General features: G+C 71.7%; 15 protein-coding genes. 7 read left to right on the top strand and 8 right to left on the bottom strand.

The genetic code is table 11. The features are described from left to right. Positions 1-31: 31 nt before the first annotated feature. The 5 genes from DVS28_RS17590 (at position 32) to DVS28_RS17570 (ending at position 15,233) form a co-directional block, all read left to right on the top strand. Entirely contained in the window at positions 32-7,354 is a 7,323-nt protein-coding gene (locus DVS28_RS17590; RefSeq protein WP_114592626.1) for an Ig-like domain-containing protein, read from the top strand. Continuing rightward, entirely contained in the window at positions 7,338-8,354 is a 1,017-nt protein-coding gene (locus DVS28_RS17585; protein ID WP_114592625.1) for a hypothetical protein, read from the top strand. Before DVS28_RS17590 ends, DVS28_RS17585 begins: the two co-directional genes overlap by 17 nt. Continuing rightward, the gene (locus tag DVS28_RS17580) at positions 8,351-9,439 is read left to right on the top strand and encodes a hypothetical protein (protein WP_114592624.1); all 1,089 of its coding nucleotides are present in this window, start codon (positions 8,351-8,353) and stop codon (positions 9,437-9,439) included. Before DVS28_RS17585 ends, DVS28_RS17580 begins: the two co-directional genes overlap by 4 nt. A gap of 42 nt (positions 9,440-9,481) precedes the next feature. Beyond that, positions 9,482-10,045, top strand: a complete 564-nt coding sequence (locus DVS28_RS17575) for a hypothetical protein (RefSeq protein WP_164710695.1) — start codon at positions 9,482-9,484, stop codon at positions 10,043-10,045. Positions 10,046-10,112: 67 nt separating this feature from the next. After that, a complete protein-coding gene (locus DVS28_RS17570) occupies positions 10,113-15,233 on the top strand; it encodes a beta strand repeat-containing protein (protein WP_114592622.1) in 5,121 nt (1,706 codons plus the stop codon). 72 nt (positions 15,234-15,305) lie between these two features. Here DVS28_RS17570 and DVS28_RS17565 read toward each other — a convergent pair whose 3' ends face one another. From DVS28_RS17565 to DVS28_RS17550, 4 genes are all read right to left on the bottom strand, one after another. Continuing rightward, the gene (locus tag DVS28_RS17565) at positions 15,306-15,962 is read right to left on the bottom strand and encodes a hypothetical protein (protein ID WP_114592621.1); all 657 of its coding nucleotides are present in this window, start codon (positions 15,960-15,962) and stop codon (positions 15,306-15,308) included. 9 nt (positions 15,963-15,971) lie between these two features. Continuing rightward, positions 15,972-16,739, bottom strand: coding sequence for a redoxin domain-containing protein (locus tag DVS28_RS17560; protein ID WP_114592620.1), 768 nt, complete (start codon positions 16,737-16,739; stop codon positions 15,972-15,974). A gap of 109 nt (positions 16,740-16,848) precedes the next feature. Next, entirely contained in the window at positions 16,849-17,070 is a 222-nt protein-coding gene (locus tag DVS28_RS17555; RefSeq protein ID WP_114592619.1) for a hypervirulence associated TUDOR domain-containing protein, read from the bottom strand. 497 nt (positions 17,071-17,567) lie between these two features. Further along, the gene (locus DVS28_RS17550) at positions 17,568-19,940 is read right to left on the bottom strand and encodes an HNH endonuclease (protein WP_114592618.1); all 2,373 of its coding nucleotides are present in this window, start codon (positions 19,938-19,940) and stop codon (positions 17,568-17,570) included. Positions 19,941-20,267: 327 nt separating this feature from the next. On the opposite strand from DVS28_RS17550, the gene DVS28_RS17545 reads away from it, so the two are divergent. Further along, positions 20,268-20,681: a DUF1330 domain-containing protein gene (locus DVS28_RS17545; RefSeq protein ID WP_114592617.1), complete on the top strand. Its 414-nt coding sequence runs from the start codon at positions 20,268-20,270 to the stop codon at positions 20,679-20,681. Between the two features lie 81 nt (positions 20,682-20,762). On the opposite strand, the gene DVS28_RS17540 is transcribed toward DVS28_RS17545, so the two are convergent. The 4 genes from DVS28_RS17540 to DVS28_RS17525 form a co-directional block, all read right to left on the bottom strand. Then, positions 20,763-21,587 (bottom strand): hypothetical protein, encoded by an 825-nt coding sequence (locus DVS28_RS17540; protein WP_114592616.1) that lies wholly within the window; start codon positions 21,585-21,587, stop codon positions 20,763-20,765. A gap of 159 nt (positions 21,588-21,746) precedes the next feature. Continuing rightward, complete coding sequence (locus DVS28_RS17535; RefSeq protein WP_164710694.1) at positions 21,747-22,262, bottom strand: hypothetical protein; 516 nt, start codon at positions 22,260-22,262, stop codon at positions 21,747-21,749. Positions 22,263-22,507: 245 nt separating this feature from the next. Next, positions 22,508-23,296, bottom strand: coding sequence for a hypothetical protein (locus DVS28_RS17530; RefSeq protein WP_114592614.1), 789 nt, complete (start codon positions 23,294-23,296; stop codon positions 22,508-22,510). A gap of 105 nt (positions 23,297-23,401) precedes the next feature. Continuing rightward, complete coding sequence (locus DVS28_RS17525; protein WP_114592613.1) at positions 23,402-25,747, bottom strand: WD40/YVTN/BNR-like repeat-containing protein; 2,346 nt, start codon at positions 25,745-25,747, stop codon at positions 23,402-23,404. Between the two features lie 76 nt (positions 25,748-25,823). On the opposite strand from DVS28_RS17525, the gene DVS28_RS17520 reads away from it, so the two are divergent. Then, positions 25,824-26,417, top strand: coding sequence for an ElyC/SanA/YdcF family protein (locus DVS28_RS17520; protein WP_164710693.1), 594 nt, complete (start codon positions 25,824-25,826; stop codon positions 26,415-26,417). Positions 26,418-26,448: the final 31 nt, after the last annotated feature.

Raw genomic sequence — 26,448 nt, 5'->3', positions numbered from 1 at the left:
CGACCCGGCGACGGAGAGCGAAGGGGACGTCGTGGAACGGTTCTGGTTGCGTTCGACGAGGCCCCATGCGCTGCTGGCGACGGCGCTCGTGGCGGTGCTCGCCGCGCCGCTGCTGGGTCCGGCCCCGGCCGGGGCGCAGGCCCCGCCCGCCGAGCTCCGGGTGCTGTGCGTGGAGCGGGAGGACAAGGTCGCCCAGGCCACCTCGCCGAGCGACTGCAAGGGACGCGAGCAGCCGATCCAGGTCCCCGAGGAAGGGCCCGTCCACCTCTGTGCCCGAGACGACTTCGGCCTGGTCCGCTACACCACCGATCCGGCCGCCTGCACCCGCGACCACGAGTTCCCGGTGACCATCCCCGACAGCGGCCCGCAGATCCTGTGCAGCAAGAACATCAAGAACGGGCGTGTGCAGGAGCGGGGCGAGCTGCGCTGGGCGAGCAACGCGGCGGGATGCGACTCGAAGTTCTACACGCCGTTCGTCACGCCGGCGGCACCGGTCGCGGTCGACGACGCCTACACCATCGACGAGGACAGCCTGCTGACGGTGGCCGCCCGCGGGGTGCTGGACAACGACGCCGACGTGGCCGGCGGAACGCTGCGCGCCAGCCTCGTGGACGGCCCAGAGGTCGGTGCGGTCGTGCTCGCCCCGGACGGGTCCTTCACCTACGACCCGCGAGGCCTCTTCGACGACCTGGACGTCGACCGCAGCCGGACGGTGCGGTTCACCTACACCACCAGCGACGACCATCTCGAGTCCGAGCCGGCCACCGCGACCATCACCGTGACGGGCCGCAACGACGCCCCCGTCGGCGTCGACGACGCGTTCGCCACCGACGAGGACACCGCCCTCGCGGTCGTCCCACCGGGCGTGCTCGGCAACGACACCGACGCCGAGTCCCATCAGCTGACCGCCCACCTGGTCGACGCCCCACCACAGGGCACCGTCCAGATGGCCGCCGACGGCGGCCTGACGTTCCAGCCTGGGCAGGACTTCCAGCACCTCGGCACGGGCGACACCGCCCCGGTCGCCTTCACCTACGTCGCCCGGGACGGCAGCGTCGACTCGGGGGTGACCCGCGTCGAGGTGACGGTCAACGGTGTCAACGACGCCCCGGTCGGAACCGACGACGAGCTGACCACCGACGAGAACACGCCGCTGGTGATCGCCGCCACCGACCTGCTCGGCAACGACACCGACGCCGAGGGCGACCCGCTGACCCTGGTGGACCTGGGTGCCGGCAACCCGCCCACGACCTTCACCGACAACGGCGACGGCACCATCGGCTTCGACCCGCGCAGCGCCTACGACCACCTGCAGGACGGGCAGACCGCCGTCGCCACGATCACCTACCGGGCCAGCGACGGCACGGCCACCTCGGCCATCACGACCCTGCGGATAACCGTCACGGGCATCAGCCCGGCCGTGGCCAACCACGACGTGGCCCGCACCGACGAGGACACCCCGGTGGCCATCGACGTGCTGGGCAACGACGTCGTCGCCGGCGGCATCCTCGAGCTCGGCACGCTCGTGTCGGGCGGCAGCGTCGGCTGGGACGGCACCGTGGTCACCTACGACCCCAACGGCACGCTGGACCACCTCGCCCCCGGCGAGGAGGTCGTGGTGACCTTCCGCTACCACCTGGTCAACGCCGAGGGTGCCTCGGCCCCCGCCACGGTCCAAGTCACCGTCGAGGGCCGCAACGACGCCCCCGTGGCCCGTGACCAGGCACGGACGGTCGTGGTCGGCGGCGTCAACCGGTACGACGACACCTTCTCCCTCCTGTACTGCCCCCCGGGGTCGTCGCCCTGCCCCCAGGACGTCGACACCCCCGTCGCGGACCTGCATGTCGTGCTCGTGTCCCCGCCGGTGAAGGGGCGACTCGTGCTGCTCGACGGCGGTGCCTACGAGTTCGACCCGGCCGGGGAGATGGACGAGGAGGACGAGGTGGCTTTCCGGTACCGCCTCAGCGACGGCGACCTGGAGTCCGCCACCGCCGAGGTCAGCTTGCGGTCCGGCGGACCGAACATCCCGCCGGAGCTGATGGGCCCGACGAGGTTCACGATCATCGACGACGACGACCCGCTGTCGGTCGCCCTCGCAATCGATGCGCAGGACCCCGACGGCGACAACGACGCCATCCGCTTCGCGCTGGACCCCGAGTCGACACGCTTCCGGATCGATCCCACCACCGGGGTGATCAGCCTCTCGGCCGGCATGCCCCCGCTGGGCACCCACACGCTGACCGTGCGGATCACCGACTCGGCCGGCGCCTCGGTCACCGGCACGGTCGAGGTCACGGTCGCGGTCCGCTTCCAGCCGACCGACGACGTCTACCGGGCCGTGGTCAACACCCGCCTGCTGGCCGGGGGCGCGGCACCCGATCCCGCCGAGGTCGCCGTCACCGCACCCGACGGCGTGCTGGCCAACGACGGCGCGCCGGGCGACCTCGAGGTACACGCCCCGGGAACGCAGCGAACCTCCCTCGGCGGGCGAGTCGACGTGCAGCCCGACGGCAGGTTCACCTACATCCCCCCGCGGCCCGACCGCGACGGGATCGAGGACGCCTGCGACCCCATGCCCCATCCGACCGATGGCACGCCGACCTGGGACGGCACCCTCCCCACGACCGACACGTTCACCTACCAGGTCCGCACGGCGAGCGACGTCAGCTCGGTCCAGACACGGACGGTGCACCTGGAGCTGGCGGGGATCGTGTGGATCGTCGACCCGTCCGCGACCGACATCGGGTGCGGCACCGGGCGCGCCCCCTACGCCTCACCGGCATCGGTGTCGACGCGAGGTGACGAGGACGGACCGGGTGACACGGTGTACCTGCGGTCGGGGGTCCACCCATCGGGGGTCGTGCTGGAGGACGGCCAGCACCTGCTCGGCGAGGGCGTCCCGCTCGTCGTTGGCGAGGTGCCCCTGCTGGCCGGCGCGCCGACGCAGGCCCCCGTCGTCCAGCCGCCGGCCGGCGCCTCGGTGCGGCTGGCGGAGGACAACGTCCTGCGCGGCTTCTCCGTGGACGCACTCGGCAGCGGCATCGACCACTGTCCCGCGCCGTCGCCGGCGGACCCGGCGACCGAGTGCGAGCTGGGTGATGACGGACTGGAACGAGTGGGCACCGCCGTGATCGACCTGCCGTCGGTGCGGGCTGCCGGCGGACCGGCCCTGGACCTCGTCGACGGTGACGTCGACGTCGACATCGCCGTCCTCGCCGCCGGCAACGCCCATCGCGCCATGGCCCTGGACCGGGTCGGGGGCGCGGTGGACCTGGCGGACGTGACCACGTCCGAGGCTGCGCTGGTGGCCTCGAGCCCCGCTGCTGTCACGGTCGGCCAGCTGACCACCTCGGATGCCGGTGGACTACGGGTCGTCGACGGCCCGGGGATCGTCGCCGTCGCCACGCTCGACTCCACCGCGACGGGGACCGCGCTGGACGTCGCGGAGCAGCAACCGACCGGGCAGGTGGTCGTGGCCACGCTGACCGCCACCGGTGGCAGCGACGCCGTCGTGGTGGACGGCGGTGCCGGGGTCGTCGACGTGGGGCAGGCCACCGTGACCGACCCGGCCGGTGCTGCGCTGCGCGTCGACGGGCACCGCGGCACCGTTCGCATCGACGACGGCACGCTGACGGCGTCCTCCGGTCCCGCGGGCGCCATGGTCGACGTGACCGGTGTCGACGCCGCCGACGCGGGTGGCACGGTCCACATCGGCGCCGACATCACCAACCCCGACGGGACCGGCTCGGCAGGCCGCCCGTTGCGGGTCGACGGTCTGCGCGGTGGTTCGGTGACCGTCGCTGGCGCCGTGGGATGGGACGGCGCGGGCGTCCGCATCACCGACAGCGCCGGTGGGATCGTCGGGTTCACCGGCGGCGTGGACGTCACCACCACGAACGGGACGCCGCTGTACGCCACGGACGCCGTGCTGACCATGACCGGACCGGGCAACCGCCTCGTCGCCGACGGCCGGGCCGCGCTGCGGCTGTCCGGCGTCGTGATCGGCGCGGCCGGTGCCCGCATCGCCGAAGCCAGCTCCAGCGGTGCCACCTACCTGCCCGGCGTGCTGGAGCAGGAGGGGTACGGCGTGTACCTGTCCGCCGTCAGCGGCACCGGGGGTGGCCGACTCGTCATCGGCGGCGGCACCATCACGACCCCGGCAGTCGGCGGCGTGTTCGTCCAGTCCTCCTTCGACCAGACCGTCGGTGCGCTGCGCATCACCGAGGCCGGCACCGACGACGCCGAGGGCGTCGCTGGGGTCCACGTCCGCGGCGGCCGCGGCATCCTCCTCGACGGCACCGTCGTCGAACGTCCCCGGCAGGTCGGCGTCCTGGGCGCGGACACGCAGGACCTGACCCTGCGTGGGGTGTCGGTCGACGACAGCGACGGCGTGGGCATCCAGCTCGACCGTCCGATGGGCACGCTGACACGCCTGGACGGGACGGCCGTGGGCGACACGCGGGCGACGGGGCTGCTCGTCACCGGCGCCGCGTCCGGTCCGACGGCGCTCGCCATCATCAACAGCACCGTCAGCGGCACGCCGGCCGAGGTCGACGGGATCCGCATCGACACCGTCGCAGGCACCGACCTGGACCTCACCATGGGTGGTGACATCGCCAGCGCATCCGTCGGTGGACGCCACTCCCTGGTCGTCGACGTCGTCGCAGGCGCAACCGTCGACGTGGTTCTCTCGCGCAGCAACATCGGCCACTCGGCGCGCGACGCCGTCCTGCTGACCGCCGACGGGCACGACGACGACGGCAACCCCCTGCCGACCACGCTCGACGTCGACGTGATCGACCTCGACGCCACCACCGGGGGCGGCATCGTCAGCGCCGGCGAGGTCGGCCTGCACGTCGTCAGCCGCAACGGCGCGACCGTCAGGGGCTCCATCGTGCGGGCCGCCGTCCGTGGCGCCGGCACCGCCGGGATCCTGATCGACCGAGCCCACCCGTTCGCCCTCGACCAGGTGACCGTCAACGGCGGCGGGGAAGCCGGCGTCGCCGTCCGCAACACCCAGGACGTGACGATGGACCGCCTGCAGGTCGAGGGGGCCCCGTCGGTGGCCGGCGTGGAGCTCTGGGGTACCCGCGACGTCACCATCCGGCGCAGCCGCGTGGACCTCCGGGCGCTGCCCGACCCGCAGGAGCCGCCGGACAGCGCACCGTGGTACGAGCAGCATCGTGACCTCGACTCGGTCCACGAGACCTGCACCACGTCCGGCAACGCCGTCGGCATCTTCTTCCCGCGCCGCGATCCGCTGATCATCGAGGGCACCGCCGGCATCCTCGCCCGCCACACGGCAGGGGTGCTGGCCATCGAGGACTCCACCGTCCGCGGCGCGACCCTGCACCAGCTCGTGGTGTTCAACGGCAGCCCACCACCCGGAACCACCGATCCGGTCGGACGGCCGACGCCCCTCCACGGGCAGGGCAGCGCCAGCGGGGCGGTCCTGCGGACACAGGGGCTGATCCTCCTCGACAGCCAAGAGGACCGCACCGGCCTGTTCGCCGGCGCCGGGGCCAACGGCGACCTGTCGATCGAGCTCGGCCCGCAGCCCACCGACTCCGTCGTCGCCCAGCTGTTCTGCGCCACCGACGGCGGCCGGGTCAACGTGGACGGCTCCCCACACCTGCTGGTCACCCTCGCCCAGCCCGGCCTCGTGCTGAAGTCCGCGGGCAGCACGTCCCGGCTGGACTTCGACCTCAACGGCATCACCATCGAGTACAGCCCCGAGGTGGAAGACCTCCCCGAGTTCCTGCGGCCCTTCTTCTCCGCCCTGTGGATCATCTCCGAGAGCGGCGGTCGCATCCAGGGGAGCATCAGCAACGCCACCGTCATCAACGCTCCCGGTGACGCCGTCCGGCTGGCCGATGACACCGTCATCAACGGACTGTCGATCGTGGACGCGGCCGGGACCGGCCTGACCATCGACGGCCTCACCAACGTCGAGGTCAACCAGCTGCAGGTCACCGACCCGGCCGGGGACGGCGTGCGCATCGTCGACGCCGACCAGATCCGCCTCGCCGGAGTCACCATCACCGACCCCGGCGGCGCAGGCGCGATCGTCCAGAACTCCACGACCGTCAACCTGACCGACGCGACCATCACCGGTCCGCAGACCCACGCCGTGCAGGCCGAGACGGTCAGCGGCCTCGTGCTGCGAGGGGCCGACCTCTACGGCAGCAGCGCCACGGACGCGACGGCCTCGGGGATCCACGCCCGCAACGTGGTGCCCCTCACCGCGGACGACGTCACCGTGACCGGCTTCGAATCCACCCCCGTCGACCTCCTCAACGGGACCAGCTATCCCGGTGCGGGCCCGATGCCCGACCTTCCCTGCGACACCGCCACGTGCTCGGGCACCATCCAGCTGTCGGCGCTCGACATCAGCGACACCCCTGCCGGCGGACCGGCCGTCGACGTCCGCAACGGACAGGCAGTCCTCGCCACCGTGCGCCTCGGTGGAGCGTCGGTCCTGGACGGGCCCCTGGCGGTCACCGCCGCCGACACCAGCACGTTCCTGATGGACGACATCGTGCCAGCCGCGCTGCGGTTCACCGGCAACGGGGACGGCCTGGTCATCGGCCATGCGACGTCAGCCGGCGAGGTCCAGACGTTCCTGTCCCAGCTCGAGATCGCCATGACGGGGGCCAGCGGCCGGGGGCTTGTCGTGGACGGCACCGGCCCGTGGCCGGTCCAGCTCCAGGCCCTTGGCGTGTCGGGCGGCGAGACGGGGATCGACCTGTTCGGCACCGCCGTCGACCTCCAGGGTGGCAACGTCGCCGGGACGACCGGGACGGCGGTCGTGCTGCGCGAGAGCGGCGGATCCCTGATCGGCCTCGCCCTGGACGACGTGGGCGGCGACGGGGTCTCGGTGGTGGACGGCCGCCAGGTCGACCTGACCAGCCTGACGGCGACCGACGTCGTCGGCACAGGCGTGCACGTGGCCGACACCCTTGGCATCGCCGTCCGGGACGCCACCATGACCCGTGTCGGCGCAGGCGTGTGGATCGACAACGTCGACTTCGCGGCCGTCGAGGACACCGTGGTGCTGGACGCGATGGGCATCCCCCTGCAGCTGCTGCGGGCCGACGACGTCAGCCTGCTCCGCAACATCGTGGACATCGCCGCGGCCGACCCGACCACCCCGCCCGGCATCGTCGTGGACGACGACGGCACCGGGGGCTGCGCCGTCATCGCCGAGAACGACGCCAGCGGCTACCCCCTCAGCTTCGTCCTGCACACCGGCCTGGACGACCTCCGGCCGTTCGAGACCGTCCAGGACCACCTGACCCGCCGGAACAACCAGTTCGCCACCGTCGATGGGAGCTCCAGTGTCCACCCCTGCTGACAGGTTCGTCCGCGGGCGCCGGCGCACGATCGGTCGCACCGGCGTCATCGTCACCCTCGTCATCGCCCTCGGGCTGCTCGGCGCCCCCGCCCGGGCGCTGCACCAGTACTGCGGCGACGACCTCGTGGGCACCGGGTCGGAGACCAACGGCCACCCCGACCTCGACGCCGGCAACCGGGCCTGGGGCGGGATCGGCATCCTCCAGGAGCTGGAGCGCACCGAGCAGGCCCTCGTCTTCGCCCGGGAAACGATCGCCGATGTCGCTGGCAACCTCGTCGACGTCGCCGACCTGCTGCACGCCATCGCCGCCAGCGGCGTCGACGTGGCCCTCCAGGTCGGCACCCCCGCCAGCCAGCTGTACTACACCGCCGTCAAGATCCCCGTGTCGACGGCGGAGAAGGCGCTGCGGATCTCCAGCTTCGTGCTCCTGATCGCCGCCGGCATCATCTACATCGCCGAGTCCGTCATCGCCGCCCAGCTGTTCGACTACAGCCGACGGGTCGCCGACGAGGACGCCTGCGGCGGCACCCTGTCGGGGGACATGGCCCACTCGGCCTGGGTCGCGCTGGTCCAGCGGAACCTGGCCCGGACCGGACCACCCCTGGCGATGCTCGTCGCGCCCTACGATCCGACCCCCGGCAGCAGCAGCCCACCGTGGCCGGTCCTGCCCCGGGACGTCGTCGCCGACGACGGCTGGTGTCCCCCGATCCCCGACGCCCTCGCCACCGGGGAGCTGCCCACCGCACCGCAGCAGCTCGCGGACACCGGCGGTGACTGCACCTCCACGGTGCAGCTCGGCTTCCTCGATGCCCCCGACCTGGGGGTGCAGGACATCGTGACGACGACCATCGCCCACCTGCAGAGCCACGGCGTGGACATCCGCAACGCCCCCGACCTGCTGGCACAGGCCGATGCCGCGCTGGCCGCCGAGCGCTGGACCGACGCCTTCCACCTGTACCGAGCGGCGTACCAGAACGCCATGGGGCTGACGACGTCATGACCATCCTCCCCGCACGTCCGAGCGTGGTCGGCACCGCCCTGGTCGTCATGGCCCTCCTCGCGGTGCTGCTCCTGGCCCCGTCGCCGGCGGACGCCCTCAGCGTCGCATGCGGCAAGGCCCTGGTCGGTGTCGGCGTGGACTACGCGGCGGGCCTGGACAACGGCCACCCCGACGACCACGCACTGGACGGCTGGAACGGCCGGCCGGCGCTGAGCCAGCTCACCCAGGACCACTTCGTGCTCGGCCGCGTCGTGGGCGGCATCGAGGCCGGCTACGCGATCCTCGACGCCGCACCCTTCGAGATCGACGGTGTCGTGCAGAAGGGCATCAAGGTCGGCGTGGGCATCACGCTCACGGTGATGAACATCATCATCCGGGCCCTGGACGTCGCCATCATGGAGCTGGAGCACCAGAACGCCCGCGTCGACGCCTGCGGCGACACCCTCGGCGGCGACTTCGTGGACGTGCTGTTCACCGCCATGGTGGAGGAGGAGCTGGCCTACCTCGACCTCGACGGCAACGCCGATCCGGGCGCGACCGACCAGGAGGCCGGCGTGCAGCTCGTGCCGAGCGCCATCCTGATGCTGCCCCAGGACGGACACCCGGCCTGGCAGCGGGATGCGTCGCTGTACACCGGTCTCCCCGGCCACAGCGACCTCGCGATCCCCTACGTCGACGGCTTCCAGAACGCCCAGTACGTCGGCGTGGCCACCATCGTCCGCAACCAGATCGCCCACCTCGAGGCCGTCGGTGTCGACACCGGCACGACCACGACGCATCCAGACCCCAACGGGGGGTCCGACATCACCGTGTACGGCGCAGGGGACCTGTGGAAGCAGGGCATGACCGCGATGGCCGAGGGTGACGCACGCCTGGCCCACACCCGCTTCGCCCAGGCCTACCGGACAGCGGTGTCGCAGCTGCCACCCCCGGGCGGCACCTACCCGACGGCAGCCACACCACCGCCGGGGGATCCCACGCCCGAACCGACCACCCCGCCGCCGAGCCCGTGGCCCTCGGCCACTCCGGCCCCCAGCCCCTCGCCCACCCCCACCCCGACCCCGAGCGGCAACCCCTGGGGCTGACGTCCCGACCACCCGACCAGCAGCTCCCGCAGGAGGACCACCGTGTCAGCACCAACCCGCATGCTCGTCCAGTCCATCGTCGCCGGCCTCGTCGCCGCCGCCGTCCTTGCCGCCTTCAACGGCCTGCCCGTCAGGGCCCAGTGGGGCGAGCCGGCGCCCGAACCAACCGCCACGCAGGAGGCGACCCCGGAGGCCGCCACGACCGGAACCCACCCGTGTCAGCTCGTGACCGAGGCCGAGGCCGAGGCTGCGCTCGGCGCCACGACGACGGAGATCGCCGATCCGACCCAGTGCACCTACGTCGCCGACGACATGACCGGTCGTGCCGTGTCGGTGGCGTCCACGCCTGCCCTGCCCGCCGAGGACGGGGCGTTCGAGTCCGGCATGCGCCAGCTCGGTGACGTCCTCGGCGCCGTGCCGCGGCAGGTCGACCTCGGGGCCGACGTCGAGGCGTGGGTCGTCACCTCCGAGCTCATCGCCCAGATCAGTGCGCTGACCAGCGACAACGAGACCGTCGTCATCGTCATGACGGCACCGGCGGGGACCGAGTCGGCGCTGACCGACGCGCTCGTCGGCATGGCCAGCACCGCCCTCCAGCGGCTCTGACCCGCTCGACCGGCCCATCATCCGGCGGCTGCGGACCGCCGACACCACCACAGGAAGACCCGACACCATGACCAGCACGACGATCACATCCCTTGCCCGTCTCCTGGCGGCCGTCGCACTCGCGACGGCAGTGGTGCTGGTCGGCGGCCTGCGGAGCGCCGACGCCCAGACGGCGGTGGAGGTCCACCTGACCGGGGACAACGCCAACAACTTCTTCGTGGTGACCGCCAAGGACGCGGCGACCCTGGAGTTCTGCACCGACCTGCTCGGCTGCTTCGAGCGGCCCAGCGCCGACATCGAGCGGATCGTCATCGACGGGCTGGACGGCGACGACGGCGTGTTCGTCTCCCACCGCGCCAACATGGTCACCAACACCAGCGGGCGGCCGCTGTCGCTCGTGTTCGTCGGCGGCGCCGGCAACGACGAGCTGCGGGTGTGCACCATCAACGCCTGCAGCCAGGGCCTGACCACCACCGTCACCCCGCTGCCCGAGACCGACGAGGTCCGCATCGTCCAGTGCCTCGGCCGCACCCAGAACCAGCCGGGCGGGCGCTGCCTCGACCAGCCCTTCCAGGCCCCCGTGCCGACCCTGAAGATCAACGCCCGCGGCACCAACGTCATCACCGACATGTCACCGGGACCCCTGCACGTCGCCGGGACACCCGACGCCGACACCATCACCACCGCGGCCGGCCCGACCCTGACCAACACCGCCCCGAGCGGCCCGGCGACGTCGGGTGAGATCCGCGTGGGCCAGATGGCTGCCCTGCGGGTGCTCAACAAGGACCACCTGGTCATCGACGGACTCGCCGGTGCCGACGTCGTGCGGATCGCCACCCGCGCCGGGCTCGTCAGCCAGCCGACCACCTGCGCCCGCGACGGAGCCGCCGGCGTGGCCGGCATCTGCGTGACGGGCGGGGAGGAGGCCGGGGACCGGCTGCAGGTCGCCGACGGCGACGGCGTGACCGAGCCCATGACCATGGCGACCCGGTTCCCCGGCATCACCCGCCTCAGCGGGACCAGCGCCGCCCCGACCATCGACGCCACCGGCATCGACGAGATCGAGCTCGGCGTCCAGCCCGACGAAGGGGACGCCCTGCTGGTCACCGGCACCCCGGTCCAGGAGGTCGTGCGGATCGGCTCGACGACGCCCGACGTGGTCACCCTCACCGGTCACTACGCCACCAACACCGGCGTGCCCGCCCCGCTGCCGCAGGTGACGCTCAGCGCAGACGGCAGCGGGCCGATCGCCGTGACCGTCGACGGCCTGGGCGGCGGCGACCGGCTGGAGATCGCCACCGGCCAGGCCGAGGACCTCGTCACGGTCGCGCGCTCGCTGGACCGCACCGAGTGTGCGGCCACGGCAGGGACGTGCGTGGTCCACCACCGCGACGGCCTGGAGGCGCTCCGGCTGACCGCGCTGGCGGTCGCGACCGTCGACATCACCACCGCCGACGGCAGCGACACCGTGGCGCTGACGGCCGACGTCGTGCCCCCGGTCGTGTGGCGAGGAGGGCCGGGTCCGGACCGCCTCGCGTTCACGGGGACGGGCGCGCCGATCGTGGTCGACCAGGGCATCAGCACGCTCGCGCAGGACGGACATGCCACCCACACCGCCACCGAGGTCGAGTCGCAGGACGTCGACGTGGCCGGAAGCCGGGTGACGGTCCGCGGGACAGACGCAGCGGACACCATGCGTTACGCCCCCTCGGGAGCGTACGCCGGGACGATCACCATGGACGGCGACGGACGGAACCTGGCGGTCAGCCGGGTCGGTGGTGTGCAGGGCGTGTCCGGGGGGACCCTCGAGCTGGATCCGGTCGGCGGCGACGACACCGTCGCCGTGGACGCCACCACCGGCGGTGACCACATCGCGATCTTCCGCGGTGCCGCGGTCGTCACCCAGGTCGGCGAGACGCTCCCCGTACGGGCCGTGGCCGGGACCGAGTCGCTGGTCGTCAACGGCCGCTCCGGCGACGACCGGTTCGTGGTCAACGGTGAGGGTGGGACCGCCACCATCACCGTCGACGGCGGCGTCCACACCGCAGGGGATCGCATCAGCTTCGCGGCAGCCCAGTCCTCGGCGGCCGTCACCCTCGACGCGGCACCCGCATCCGGCACGCTTGCCGCCGGTGGCCCCGCCATCGCCTTCCGCGACCTCGAGCACATCGATGCCGAGGGCGACGACGCCGGGTCCTTCACCGTGTCGGGCTCCGACACCCACGACACGATCGTGCAGTCGGGCGGCACCGTGACCGTCGGCAGGGGCACGACGGTGGCGTTCAGCCGCTACCCGACCCTCGTCCTGGCCGGGCTGGCCGGCAACGACGACGTGGTCGTGGAACCCCGCACCCTTCCCGGCGGTGTCACGGCGGTGCAGGTTGCCGGCGGGGACGCCGGCACCGACAGCGTGCTCGTGCGCGGCACGGCGCTGCGCGAGACGATCGTCTACGAGCCACGAACCGCCGACGGCGGCGTCGTCCAGATGTCGCTGGCACCCGACATCACCGTCACCGGCCTGGAGTCGGTGCTGGTGGACGGCCGGACCGCGCCGCCGTCCGGCGACACCCTCCTGGTCCGCTCTCCGGGGATCCCCGGCACCATCCTCGCCGTCCCCGGCGCAGCGGTGGACGCAGGGACGGTCTCACTGCGCGACGCCACCGGCGGGGTCACGAGCTTCCCGCCGCTGCACTACGGCGCCCTCGGGCGGGGGGGGGTCGTCATCGACGGCGCCGACGCGGCCGGAGTCCCCAGCGACCGCGTGGCCGTGCGCGGTGAGGTCGACACCGACGTGTTCGTCCTGACCGGCGGCAGCGGTGAGACCAGCACCACCGTCGACACACGCATCCCCGTCACCACCACCGGCGTCCACACGCTGCTGCTGGAGGGACTCGACGGACAGGACACCTTCCACCTGCCCGCCGCCCACGACATCGTCGGGGCGACCGGTCCCGCGGTCCTGGTCGACGGCGGACCGCCGTCGGGCGGTGACGTGGCGGTCGTGACCGGCCGGGACAGCAGCATCGGCCTGGACCTGGCGGCCAGCACCATCACCCACACGGGGGACCGGGCGATCGCGGTCGCCGGGCTGGACCGCGTCGACGTCGACGCCGTGGACCGTCCGGTCACCGTCGTCGGCGGAGGCGGCCCCGACCGGGTCACCGTGCGCCCCACGGGCAGCGCGGCCGCGCAGGTCACGAGCGACCTGGACACGACCCTCCTCGCCCTCTCCCGCACCAGCAACCTCCTCGTGTCCCCGGGGGATGGCGCCGACCTGGTCGTCGTCGAGGGCCGGACGGTCGCCGACGCGATCACGGTCCAGCGCGGATCGGTCAGCACCGTCACCGTCGGCAGCCTGCTCGGGGTACGGGTCGACGCCACGACCGACGCCCTCCGAGTGGAGGGACGGGAGGGCGGCGACTCGATGGTCGTCGACGGTTCCGGCGGACCGTCAGCGCTGGTCCTGGACGGCGGCAGTCCTGCTGCCGACGGGGACCTGGTACGGGTCGTCGGCAGCGACATCGGCGTGGACTTCGCCGTCCCCGCCACCGCCGGGGCCATCGCGTCTCCCGGTGGCGCTGTCGCGTTCGAGGGCATGGACGGCGTGGACGTGGTCGGCGACGGCACGGGCACGCTGACGGTCCGAGGCACCGACGCCCCCGACACCATCACCCTCGGCGACCCGGGCACCCCTGCGGTGCGGGTCAACACCGGCGCCGCCGTCACCCACGTCGGCTATCCCGCCCTTGTCGTCGATGGACGTGGCGGCGCCGACGTCATCGACATCGCCTACGACAACCTCGGCGACCTCGACAGCATCCATGCGGCCGGCGGATCCTCGGCAGACGACCGGGTGCAGGTCACCGACCGCCTGGGCGCGACGCGCGTGTTCGACCTCTCCCCCCTCGATGCCGACCACGCCACCGTCGACGGCGGTCCCGACGTGCCGGTCCTCACCACCACAGGCACCTCGATGGTGGCCGTCAACGGTCGCGACGGCGCCGACACCGCGCGCATCCTCACCCCCGACGGTGCCCAGGACGTCGTGGTCACCCCCACTGCGGCCGACGCCGCCCGTGTTCGCGTCGGATCGCTGCTGCCGTTCACCGTCACCAACCTGACCGCCGATGGCGCGCTGGTCGTCAACGATCCGGGTGCGGTCGCGGAGGACCACGTCCTGCTCGACGGATCACCCGCGGCCGACCGGTTCCGCGTCGACGGCCCGGCGACCCAGGTGCGGTTGGACGGCTTCGTGCCGCTCACCGCCAACGGCGCCGTCGGCCTGACCCTGCGCGGCTTCGACGGCAGCGACGAGGTCATCGGCACCGGCCCGCTGCCGTGGGTGACCACCACCTTCGAGGGCGGCGGGCCCGACGACGGCGACCACCTGTCGCTGGACGGACCGACCGGCGACGCCGTCGTCGACATCGGCAACGTGTCGGTGACCGGCTACGGCGGGACCGTGCGGTTCCCCGAGGTCTCCACGGTCGACACCAGCCACGCCGACCTCGGGTTGACCGTCCTCGGGACCGGAGGCGACGACGCCATCTGCTACGACCCGATGACCCCCCGCAGCGGCAGGGTGCACCTGATCGCCCAGCCCGGTGGAGGCCTGCTGACCGACTCGTGCCAGCCGAGCCCCGGCAGCCTCGATGTCCTGCACGGCTTCGTCGACGTGGGGCGCCTGGACGTGGACCCCGGCGACGGCGCCGACCAGGTGCTCATCAGCGGGACCGTCAACGACGACGCTGTGGTCATCGAGTCCACCGGGCCGGAGGTGGAGGTCGTGGTCAACCCCAACCCGGCCGACACGGCGTCGGTCAGACTGCCGGTGCACATCGTCACGCCCACGACGGAGAACGTGATCGTGGCCACCGACAACGGCGTGGACCAGGTCGACGTGCGCCTGTACGAGGCGCTGGCCCCGGTGATCACCGTCCACGGCGAGGCACCGGACACCCGGAAGTCCGACGAGATGACCGTCCGGGACCTCTCCGGCGGGGCCAACATGAACGTCACCCATGGCAACCCGAACAGCTCGGGCACCGTCGTCACCGACTGGCGTCGGTTCTCCGGCATCGAGGTCGTCGTGAACTACACCGGCATGGAGGATGTCCGGACCCTCAAGGGGCAGCGGCCCAAGGACGGCAACACCCGGAGCATCCACACCCGGATCGTGGACCAGTAGCCCGGCGCCGGGTCGGGCGCGCCCGCCGGGTGGTCGGGGGCGGAGACTGCTCGACCGGGCCCGTCCCGGACCTCACGGCGACGAGATCCGCACCAGCGCACCGATGACCTGTGCGTGCGAGCCGGTCACGAGGACGGCGGCGAGTGCGACGAGGGGGAGGGCGGCGGCCACCCGAACGGGGACGGCCCCCAGCCGTCGGGTGACCGTCGGATGCAGGTGCGGGAGCGCCGCGAGGGCGACAACGGCGAGCAGCAGGCCGACGATGTAGCCGGCGAAGGGCAGGAACAGCCCGATGGGGTCATCCGGAAGCCGGCTGAGGACGTTGCCCAGGGCCGGCCCGACGCATGGCTGCCAGATCAGGCCGGCAGCGACGCCGACCGCAGCGCCGCCAGCGCCAGCCCGGAACGCGTCTGCCCCTGCTGCGTGCGTCTGGGACGAGTCGTTGGTGTTGGGGTCGAGAGCCTTGCGGCTGGCCTGCCAGAGCAGGACGGTGCCGACCACGGCGACGACGGCCAGCGCGGGACCGATCACGCCGGCGGAGGACGGGTCGAGCCACGGCAGCAGACCAGACGCACGCCCCCAGGTGGCGAGGATCGCGCCGGTGATGCACGCGGTCGCAACCAGCCAGCCCCGACGTCCTGCCAGGACCGTGGCTCCTGCGGCGGGCAGCAGCAGGGCGAGGGAGCAGGGCTGCGCGGCGGCGACCACCCCCTCCAGCAGCGGGTCCACCGGCGTCGGCTACAGCGCCGGGTCGGCGATCAGCCGGGCCACCGTCTCGTTGAGCTCGTCGTACCGCCCCTCGCCGATGTGGTCGAAGCGGATGTTGCCGTCGCGGTCGAGGACGTAGGTGCGAGGCCAGTAGGCCGTCGTGCCCTCCTGCCAGTGGTGGAAGGTCCGCTTGTTGGTGTCCAGCGCGATCGGCCAGGTGACGCCGAGGTCGGCGGCTGCCGCGACGATGTTGTCGACGTCGGCTTCGTGGGCGAACTCGGGGGAGTGGATGCCGACGAACTCGAGGTCGTCGCGGGAGTGGGCGCCGTACAGCTCGATCAGGTTGGGGAGGGTGCGCTGGCAGTTGATGCAGCCGAAGGTCCAGAACTCGACGACCACGACCTTCCCCCGAAGCTCCTCCAGGGACGAGACCTCGCTCTGCAGCCACCCGTCGATGTCCCGCAGTTCGGGATGCGGGCCCTCGTTGGCGATCGGGTTGGTGATCGGGCTGGCGATCGGCGGTTCCGTCGGGGTGGGCGCGGGATGATCGGGCGGTTCGCTCTCGGCGGCTTCCGGGGTGGTGGGAGCGCCGGCGTCGGTGCCTGTTGCTCCGGCCTGCGTGGGCGTTGCCGGGGTGGGGGAGGCGGCCGTCTGTCCGGCGGCCGGGCTCGGCACCGGCGTCGGCGTGGTGGGAGCCGCCAGGGCCACGGCGTCCTCACCCGTCCGCTGAGCCCGCACCGCCACGACCACCAGCCCGATCACGAGGAGGAGCGCGGCAACGGCAAGCAGGCGCGTCATGCGCTCGACCGTATGGAGGTCGGAGCGAGGCGGCCGGGTGTCGTCAGGCTTCCGTAAGGCTGACCGGGGGTGATGTGACGGGTGGTCCTGAGAGGGTGACCGGCAGGCGTCAGGCCTTCCGAAGCTCGGACTCCGACTTCAGCACACGGTCGCCGTCGTCCTGCTCGACGAGGTAGGCGGGGTTGTCCTCGTCGGCGTCCCGGACGATCTCGGTGCCGGCGATCGTCTTCTCCACCCGCTCGGTGTAGATCTGCTTGACGGTGCCGGTGCCGGTGCCCGTGCCGTTGCCCCAGTCCCACTCCACGTCCTGTCCGACTTGGTACTTCGCCATCGCCTGTCCTCCGTCTGCGGGGTTCGTGGGGGCCGGGCATCGAGGGAGCGAACGCTCGCCGGGCCGGGCTGCCCCTACAACCTCTCGGGGGAGGGCGGTGACCAAACGTTTCGCTGGCCACCGTGGCGACGTTCTCCTGATCGTCCGAGCCGCGGCCGCGTGTGCGGTCGGGCTGCGAGCGGTACCGAGTCGCTCGCGCGAGGGATCTTGCCGACCGCGTCCGCGTGCCCAGCGATGGCAGCTGGTCGTGCCGTTCGACCGGGTCGGGGCGGGGCTGGCCGCCGGTGGGTTCGGTAGGGCTGGGTGGGTGGACTGGAGACAGCCCGACGGTTGTGCTGGTCGCCGAGCCCAGGCCGCGCATGCGATTGGGCTGTCACAACCCATCGGTGGGGAGCCGGTCGCCCGCTCGACCGAACTGGGCTGGCCACAGTGGGGCTTGTACGGCTCGAGGTGTGACTGAAGACAGCCCGACAGCCCCGCCGGCGGCGGGGTGCGGGTCAGATCGGCAATTGCCCATCACCGGGATCGTCCTGGTCATGGTCGCTCCGGTTGGGGTCAGCCCGGTCTGGATCAGCCCGGTCTGGATCAGCCCGGTCTGGATCAGCCCGGTCTGGATCAGTCCGGCCAGGACCAGACCCGTCGGCATCAGCCCGGTCGAGACCAGGGCGGTCGAGACCAGGGCGGCCGAGGCCAGCCCGGTTGGGACCAAGCCCGTCGGGACCGGGTCTGTCGGGAGTGTCCTGTTCCAGGCTGCGTCTGGGGTTGTCGTGGGGGAACCGGGTTGTGCGTGTGACCGTGCGGCCGTCTGCGGTCCGTTGCACCGTGACGGTGCCGGTGGGCAGGTCGAAGGACAGCTGCCAGCCGTCGTGGTGCACGGCGTTGTGGTGATGCCTGCACAGCGACACGCCGTTGTCCTGGTCGGTGGGGCCGTCGTGACGCCACCAGATGACGTGATGCAGATCCGTCCAGCCGATCGGCCGGCCACACGGCGTCCGATCCGCGATGGGAAACGCACACCCACCGAACAGCTGCTCCGCCGCGGTGTGCTGCGCGACCGTCCACGCCCTGCTGGTCCGACCGATGTCCAACGGCATCCCCGTCGCATCAACGATCGCCCGGGTCAACCGGGCATCACACGCCAACCGCCGAACCGTCTCCGGCGAGATCACCGTCCCGAACCCGCCGATACCGGCGACCTCCGCCTCACCCGTCAACGTGGCGAGCGGGATGGTGACGGTGACGTGGGGCTTGGTGCCACGCGAGGTGGGCAGCTGCCCCGCCTGCACGCCGGCGGTCACGAGGTCGAGGAAGGCGTCGTAGCGCCGCTGCGCAGGTGTCCGTCGTTCGTCCTCGGGGGTGCCTGGTGGGTCGAAGGTGTGGGCGGCCTCGATACCGGACTGGACCAGCTCGTAGTCGGCATCGGTCAGCACCACCCGCATCACCCGCTGCCCGGTGATCCCATCGGGTCGGAAGGTGACGGATCGGCGGGCCCGCTGCGCCGCCACCGCCCGCTCCAGCGCCGCCGCATCGGCAGCGCGCATCCGGTTGGCGTCGGTTCGGACCTGATCAGGCGACGCCCCCTGTACCGCGGATTGGAGCAGGGCGTCCTGTCGGGCCTTGCGGGCTGCGTCGTTGGCTGCGGCCTGCTGGGCGGCCCGTTCGGCCCGCTCCCGGGCGAGCTGTTCCTCCCGGGCGGCGGCCTCACGGGCCAGCCGCATCCGCTCCGCCATCGACGCGGCCTCTGCCTGGGCCTGTTCGTCGGCCCGGCGGCGTTCCTCGCGGGCACGGTCCTCCGCAGCAGCCCGGGCCCGGGCGGCGGCGTCCTGATCGGCCGCCTGCTTCTCCGCTGCCGCCACCAGACCGGCGGCATGATCTCGTGAGATCACCCCGGCCTGCAGCTGGTCGAGCACCTCGTCCTCGTCGACCAGCCCGATCGCCAACCGCACCTCCCGCGCCGCTGTGCTGCCGGTCAGGCCCCACCGATCCGCGATCCACGCCGACAGCGACGCCGCCCCGTCCACAGCCGGCAGCCCCGTCTGATCCGCGGTCACGACCGCCCGCAACCTGGCCGCAGTCAACGCCGCATCGATCCCCGCCAGCCCGTCCACCACCAGCCGCACCGACTCCGCATCGACCGGCCCGCCAGCAGTCCCATGCCCTTCCCCGACATCGCCCGCAGACGCCCAGGCCAACCAGCCGTTCAGCCGCCCCAGACCCCCGAGAACCTCACCCACCGACACCGCCGGATCACCAGCAACCGCCGGACCCACCGCCGACCCATCAGCCGATACGGCACCCGCCCCACAGGATGTGCACTCCGACGCTGGGCCGGAACCATCGACAGCCGCCATTCCGGACGTGGACCCTGACGCCTTGCCGGCACCATCGCCGGCCGCCTCACCGACTGCGGACTCCGGGCCGCCACCATCGGCAGCCGCCTCACCGAATGCGGACTCCAATACCGGGCCGCCACCCTCAGCCGTCGACCCACCGCCAGCTGCCGACCCACCACCAGCCGATGCGCCATCATCCTCCGACGGTGGCTCGGCGAGGTACGCGGCAACGTCCTCCTCCGACAACCACACCTCCCCGATGCGACCACCCCACGAGGTGACCCCCGACGGCTCGCCCGGCCCGTCCCCAGCCGCACCGCTGCCCCTCGATCCCGCGGACCCGCCTTCGTCCGTGGACCCCGGCGGCGGCACGTCGCGCGACGAGTCAGCCCGAGGATCGGCGAGGTAGACGGCGACGTCCTCCTCCGACAACCACACCTCCGCCAACCGGCGACCCCAGCTGTCCGGAACCGCCTCGCTGGCAAGTCCCTCCCCAAGGTCTTCACCGACCATTCGCCGGTCCACCACCGCCGTCATCCTCGCACTCACCTCCTCCCGAGGACCCAATCCTTCACCTACTCATCAACCTAGACCTGGGGTGTGACATCGCCCGTGGGGCCCGGCACCCGCGGGACCCAGCCCCATCGCCGACACGCGACCTCCACCGACCACTCGCCGGTCCACCACCGCACTCATCGTCGCGTTCACCTCCTCCCGGAATCCAGTTCTCGATGTACCGATCAAGGTACGCGGGGGGTGTGACATCGGTCTCCGACGGCCCGAGCCGGGTGTGGATCCACCCTTGAATGGGTCGCCGACGGCTCGTTGCGTGGTCGGGGGAGCGGCATGCCACACTCCCCGGCCATGGGACACACCGAGCTCGACCGTGACGCCGCCCACGCCTTCTTCGGCAACCCGCCGACCGGCCCCGTGGTGATGCTGAACCTGCTGCGCTTCAACGAGGTCGCCGACTACACCGGCCACCCGGAGCTTGCCCCGGCCGAGCCGATCAGCGGTCGCAAGGCCTACGGTGTGTACAGCGAGTGGACGATCCCGCTGCTCGAGGCCGCCGGTGCCGCTGTGGAGCTGCTCGCCGAGGCGGCCGTCAGCCTTATCGGCCCTGCCGACGAGCACTGGGACACCGCGCTGCTTGTTCGCTATCCGTCGGCGCAGGCGTTCCGCGACATGACGTCGTCCCCGGAGTACCTCGCCGGCTACGGCCACCGTGCCGCGGCCCTAGCTGACTCCCGGCTGATCCCGCTCGTCCCCCGCAGCTGACCGGGGAGCGGCCCGCCCCGACACCATCTCCGAACACGGCAACGGCCGGACCGATGCACGGTCCGGCCGCCGGAAGCACGTCTACTTGCCCGTGTTGACGTACTTGATGCACTGTCCCTGGTTGGGGAACGAGGGGTTGTCGAAGGTGGCCCAGCCGCCCTTCTTGCAGTCGTCCTTGTCCGTGGGCGGCGCGGTGTCGGCCACGCCGTTGCCATCCTCGTCGACCTCGAAGTCGTAGATCGTCGTGTCGCCGTCGGCGGTCAACACCACGTTGTCGTAGTGCCCGTCGAGCCCGACGTCATTTGTGGAGGTGTCGCCGACGTTCAGGGCGAAGGCACGGACCACGGAGCCCTCAGAAATCGTTTCCATGTCAGCTGGTGAGTCGGGGCAGTCGTGGGGCGCGCTGCCGGACTGCCTGAACGGGTACGGCTGCGAGGGATCGAAGGTGACGGTGGTCCAGGACAGTGTTGATCCCATCCTTGGGACGACGTTGTACACACAGTCGAAGAACTTGGTCGGGCTCGAATCCCCGAAGTTGGCGTAGACGTTCAGGTAGAACTCATTCTCGTCAGCCGCGGTTCCGCCGTTGCCGATCAGGAAGTCGTAAGACAGCGACTCAACGTCGGCGATCGGGGTCAGGACGAACAGCTCGGCGATGAACTTGTCGAATCGGTTCGCGCCGCCGATGGGCTCGATGTAGACGCTGCCGGCCCCGATGCTGGCCTGGTCGTTGGTGAACGCGTATGGCGTCGCAGTGTCCACATCGCGGTTGAACAGCCAGCCTGGCTCGTTCTCCGCCGACGCGGTGTCCCCGCCCACCACGACCGTGGTCGTGGCAGCCCCGGCCGGAAGGGCCATCACGACGGCCAGCGTCAGCGCTCCGAGCGCTCCAATGATCCTGCGCATGTCAGTCTTCTCCCTCTGAGTCATCGGCGAACTCGAGTCCCCCGGCGTCCCCTGGTTCCATGCGCCGGCCCACCCGGCGCGTTGGTCAACCTAGGCAGGAATGACTACGTCAAGCAAGGGTTGTTGAGGGTCGTTCATGACTAGTCGACCCTCCGTGTCCTACGGACCGGTCGTGGCTACGGCACGGATCTCCAGGACCGGGTAGTCGCGGGTCGTGCTGCTGGTGGTCCGGTCGGCGCCCATCTGGGTTCTGCGTGACCAAGTGATGGTGAGCGACTGGGTGTAGGTGTCGACGCGTTCGTAGAGGTGGGTGATGTCGGTGTCGGCGCCGTCGTGGCCGGGCGACGTCGAGGTGTAGTGGCGCGGGTGGCCGAACTCATCGGCATGGACGTCGCCGGTGTCCACGGCGAACTCCACCGCCTCCAGCTGGCACGACACGGCATACCCGCCAACCGTGCCGGTCTCGGTCACCTGGTGAGTCCCGGTGGACCAGAACCAGGTCTCCAAACCGGTGTAGCCCTCGTCCGGTGGGCTGGTGGCCAGGATCGGCGCGGGAGCCGTGGGGCACAAGGCAGCGACGATCTGGCCATGCGTCGGCGGCGGATCGGCGATCCCGTCACCGTCGACGTCGGGGCAGTAGGGAATGGCGTCGGACTGCTCTGCTCCGGCATCCACGATCCGTCCTCCCTCACAGCCCTCGGCGTTGCCGACCACGCCGAGTGTGCTGGAGCCAGGGAGGGCGGCGAGAACGCCGTAGCACTCCAGAGGCGTGCCGTTGCAGGCCCCGTCGCCAGTCCCTTGACCCCCTCCGCCGGCACTTGGCTGGCCCCAAGCTGGCGCTGCCGAAAAGATCATGACGATCAATGCAGAAAGCGTGACATGGCGTCGCCAAGGCCATGGCAAAGCTGTCGGCGGGGGACTCATAGGTTGTACCCGAGTTCAGAAGCAACCTCGCGGGCCCAAGCGACGGCACGTTGGGAACGTTCGTTGAAGTCGGCGACTTCGTCCTCTCGGATGATCATGGGGCCTCGCCTGTGAAGAATCTTGGCCTCGAAGTCGATGACGTAGACCCAGTGAGCAGCAGCCACCCCGTCGACATCCTCGTAGATCGCCTTCCAGATCGCAGTGAAGACCTCGTCGTCGAAGTAGATGTCCTCGATGCCTCCGAAGGCGTTGAAGCCCTCTGACAACTCCGCGCCGCCGAAGGTAGGACGGTCAACGGGTTCCCCCAACGTCACGGCCTGCTCGGCGACCTCGGCTGTGATCTGGTCCCAGAGCCAGTCGGGCTGGTTCTCCTCCTCCGGATCGCTCCAGAAGTTGACGTAGGGGTACGTCGACCCCGGGGCCGCATCCGGATGGGTGATCTCGGCCACGGATCCGATCGTCCGCCAGGGACCGTCCGCCGGGCCGCCACGAAACAGCACCGTCTGCCCCTCCGGCACCGCCTCCACTGCCTCCACCGCCGCTTCGGACTCCGACTCGGACGCACTCGGTGACTCGCTCGGCTCGGCCTCTGACGCAGACGCAGACACCGACGATGACGGGCTCACCGTCGGCTCGACGGACGGCTCCACAACCTCCTCCACGGAAGCCACTGGAGGACCCGCCGGCTCGGCCATCCGACCACCGAGCCACGACACGGCCCCCACCGCCCCAACGACGGCGACCAGCGCGACGACGACCGCGGTCTGCTGCGTGCGCTCGCTCACGCGCCCCCTCGTTTCCACCTGACCGACTGCACCCCTGACCTCCCCGGATCACCGCACCGGCGACCGCCGGCTCATCGGAAGGCTACGACGAAGCCCGCCCACTCCTCACCCGTTGTCCACAGCCAGTACCGAAGACAGCGCCGAAGAACCCGCAGGAGCAGAAGGAAGCTGCACCCGCCACGCGCTCCGCCCGAACGTCGCCACGGTCAGCAGCCCGCCGGGTTGCACGTCCAGGTCCATCGCCGGGGCCTTCGGCAGGTTCCCACCGACCGCCAACCACACGGGGTCACCAGCAACACCAGAGGTCACGAACACCCCCACATCCGTCGCCACGACGACTCGCCCGTCCCCAACCAGCACGAGGTCGTTCACCGGCGCCGCGGGCAGGTTGCCCGACACGTCCGCCCACGTCTCCCCTCCGTCGCGAGTAAGGAAAACCCGCGCCGCATCGTCCCCGGTCCGGAACCCCGAGAACGTCACGTACACCACGTCCGCATCCGCCGGGTCGATCGTGATCCGCGTCACCCAGTCGCCGGGCAGCACACCCTCACCCACACGCTCCCAGGTCTCACCGCCATCAACCGTCCGGTGCACCAACCCGTCATCCGACCCCGCCCACACAACCGAGGGATCACTCGCCGCACCCGCGATCGTGGTCAGGGTCTGGTACGGATACCCCGCCGGGTCGATCTCCAGCTCGCCACCCCCCGTCAGGTCAGGCGAGATCGCCTGCCACGTCAACCCGGTGTCGTGCGAGACGTTCACCCGCTCGGACCCGTAGTACATCGTCGTCGACGACCCACCGTGGTACTCCACCGGCGCCATCCAGTTGATCCGCGCCACCGACGTGCCCACGAACGGCGTCCCCACCAGCTCACCGCCCAGCGCGTACCGGCTGCACGCCCCGTACTGCGAGCACCCGTAGATCGTGGAGTCCACCGTCGGGTTGAACTGCACCTCCAACCCGTCACCACACCCGAAGCTGTCCCACCCGTCGATCGCCGGCGCCGACCCCAATGAGTGGTTCCGCACGCACCCGTTGTCCTGCAGCCCGGCCAGCAGCTTGGAGGGGTCCGTGTCCGAGACGTCGAGGGTGTACAGCTGCGTCCACGCCTCACCGGTGGCCTTCTGCCACGACCCCCCGTTGACGTCGGAGCGGTACAGCCCGCCGTCGTTGCCCAGGTACACCCGCCCCTCCACCGCCGGGTCCCACACCATCGCGTGCTGGTCGGCGTGCACCCCACCGGAGGACGAAAACGACGCCCCGCCGTTGCTCGACACGCTCAGCGACACACCCGGGATCCACACGCGGTCGGCGTCGGCGGGGTCGACGAAGATCCGCCCGAACCACCAGCCGAACGAGGACTGCGAGGGCACCGACCCCATCCGCTCCCACGTCGACCCGCCGTTGACGGAGCGGAACAGCCCGTTGCCCGAGGACCGACCGAACGTGTCGATGACCGAGACGTAGATCACATCGGGGGAGGAGGGGGCCACCGCGACACCGATCCGGCCGATGTCGGCGTTGCCCGGCCCGAAGTCGCCAGCGTTGACCACTGACCATGTCTCGCCACCATCGAGCGTCTCCCACAGCCCCGAGCCCACGCCGCCGTAGGTACGGATCTCGGGCTCGCGCAGGTGGTCCCACATCGCCACGTACACCCGGTCGGGGTCGGTGGGGTCCATCGCCAGGTCCACCGCGCCGGTCGTGTCGTTGAGCCCCTCCAGCACCAGCTCCCAGCTGTCGCCACCATCGGTGGAGCGGTACAGCCCACGCTGCCCGCCGGGGAGGTAGAGGTGACCGGCCGCCGCCGCCCAGATCACGTCGGGGTCGGTGGGGTGGACGAGGATCCGGCCGAACGCGGCGGTGTCGTCCAGCCCGACGTGCTCCCACGTCGCACCGGCGTCGGTCGAGCGGTACATGCCGGTCCCGCCGAAGGTGAACGAGCCACCGCCGGGGTTGGCCTCGCCGGTCCCCGCGAACAACACGCCGTCGATGGTCACGGCCAGCGCGCCGATCGCCGGGGTCAGGTCGTCGGGCCAGGCCGGCTGCACGGTCGCGCCGGCGTCGTCGGAGCGCCACACGCCACCGGAGGCCGCTGCCACCCACACCGTGTCCGGCCGGGTCGGGTCGACGGCCAGGTCGGTCACGCGGCCACCGATGTTGGTCGGCCCCATCAGCGTCCACTCGGCAGCGGCCAGCGCCGGGTCGAGGTCGGCGGTCAGCGCCTCGACCTCTCCGGCAGCATCCAGCGCCGCGGCGTAGGCACGCCCGTCCGGCAGGCCTCGCGCGGAGTTCATCCAGTCGGCCGGCTCGGCGAGGGGGCCGATCGCCGTCCTCGGGTCGAACGGCGCTGCCGTCGTGCTCGGCAGGGTCGCCAGGACCAACCCGATGGCGAGGAGGAGGGAGACGAGGAGGGCAACCGGCGGAGTGACGCGCGACAAGGTCATGGCCGCTACTACGCCACGGACGGGCCGAACTCCTGCACGACCTGTCCACAATCGTCGGGAGGTACCGTTCCCGCCCGTGCAGGACGAGCGACACGATGGGGGAGGAGTGGGGACGCGACGGACGCTGGTCGCCGTCGTGGCGCTTGCCGTGTTGGCCTATGCCGCCGGGGCCGTGTGGGTCTTCGGCGCCGAACCGGACCCGCTGCCCGAGGACGCCGACGTCATCCTTGCCCTGGCCGGCAACGACCACCGCGCGGTCACCGGCATGGAGCTGCTCGACGAGGGCGCTGCCCCCGAGCTGGTCATCTCCTTCGTCGCCCGCGACGCCGAGGACCCCAAGCAGGCCACCGCCGCGGACATCTGCGCCTCGCCTCCTCGAGGTGTGCGGTGCATGGACCCCGACCCCGACACCACGAGGGGAGAGGCCGCGGCCTTCGCCGAGCTCGCGGAGGAGGAGGGGTGGGACGACGTGATCCTGGTCACCGCCGGGTTCCACGCCCGCCGGGCCGAGGCGACGCTGCAGGCCTGCACCGACGCCGAGCTGTCCGTCGTGCACGCGCCCTACCTGAAGACGCCGTTGCTGGACGCAGGATGGGTTATCCACGAGACCGGCGGGCTGCTCGCCCTGCTGCTCGACGGGTCGTGCCCGTCGGTGGACGGTGCGTCATGAAGCGTAGAACGGGGTGGCGCTCGAACCGTCA

It is taken from the genome of Euzebya pacifica (assembly GCF_003344865.1).
GTDB classification, from domain to species: Bacteria; Actinomycetota; Nitriliruptoria; order Euzebyales; family Euzebyaceae; genus Euzebya; species Euzebya pacifica.
Note: the sequence above shows the minus strand (reverse complement) of the source record. Positions and strands in the feature narration are given on the sequence as shown.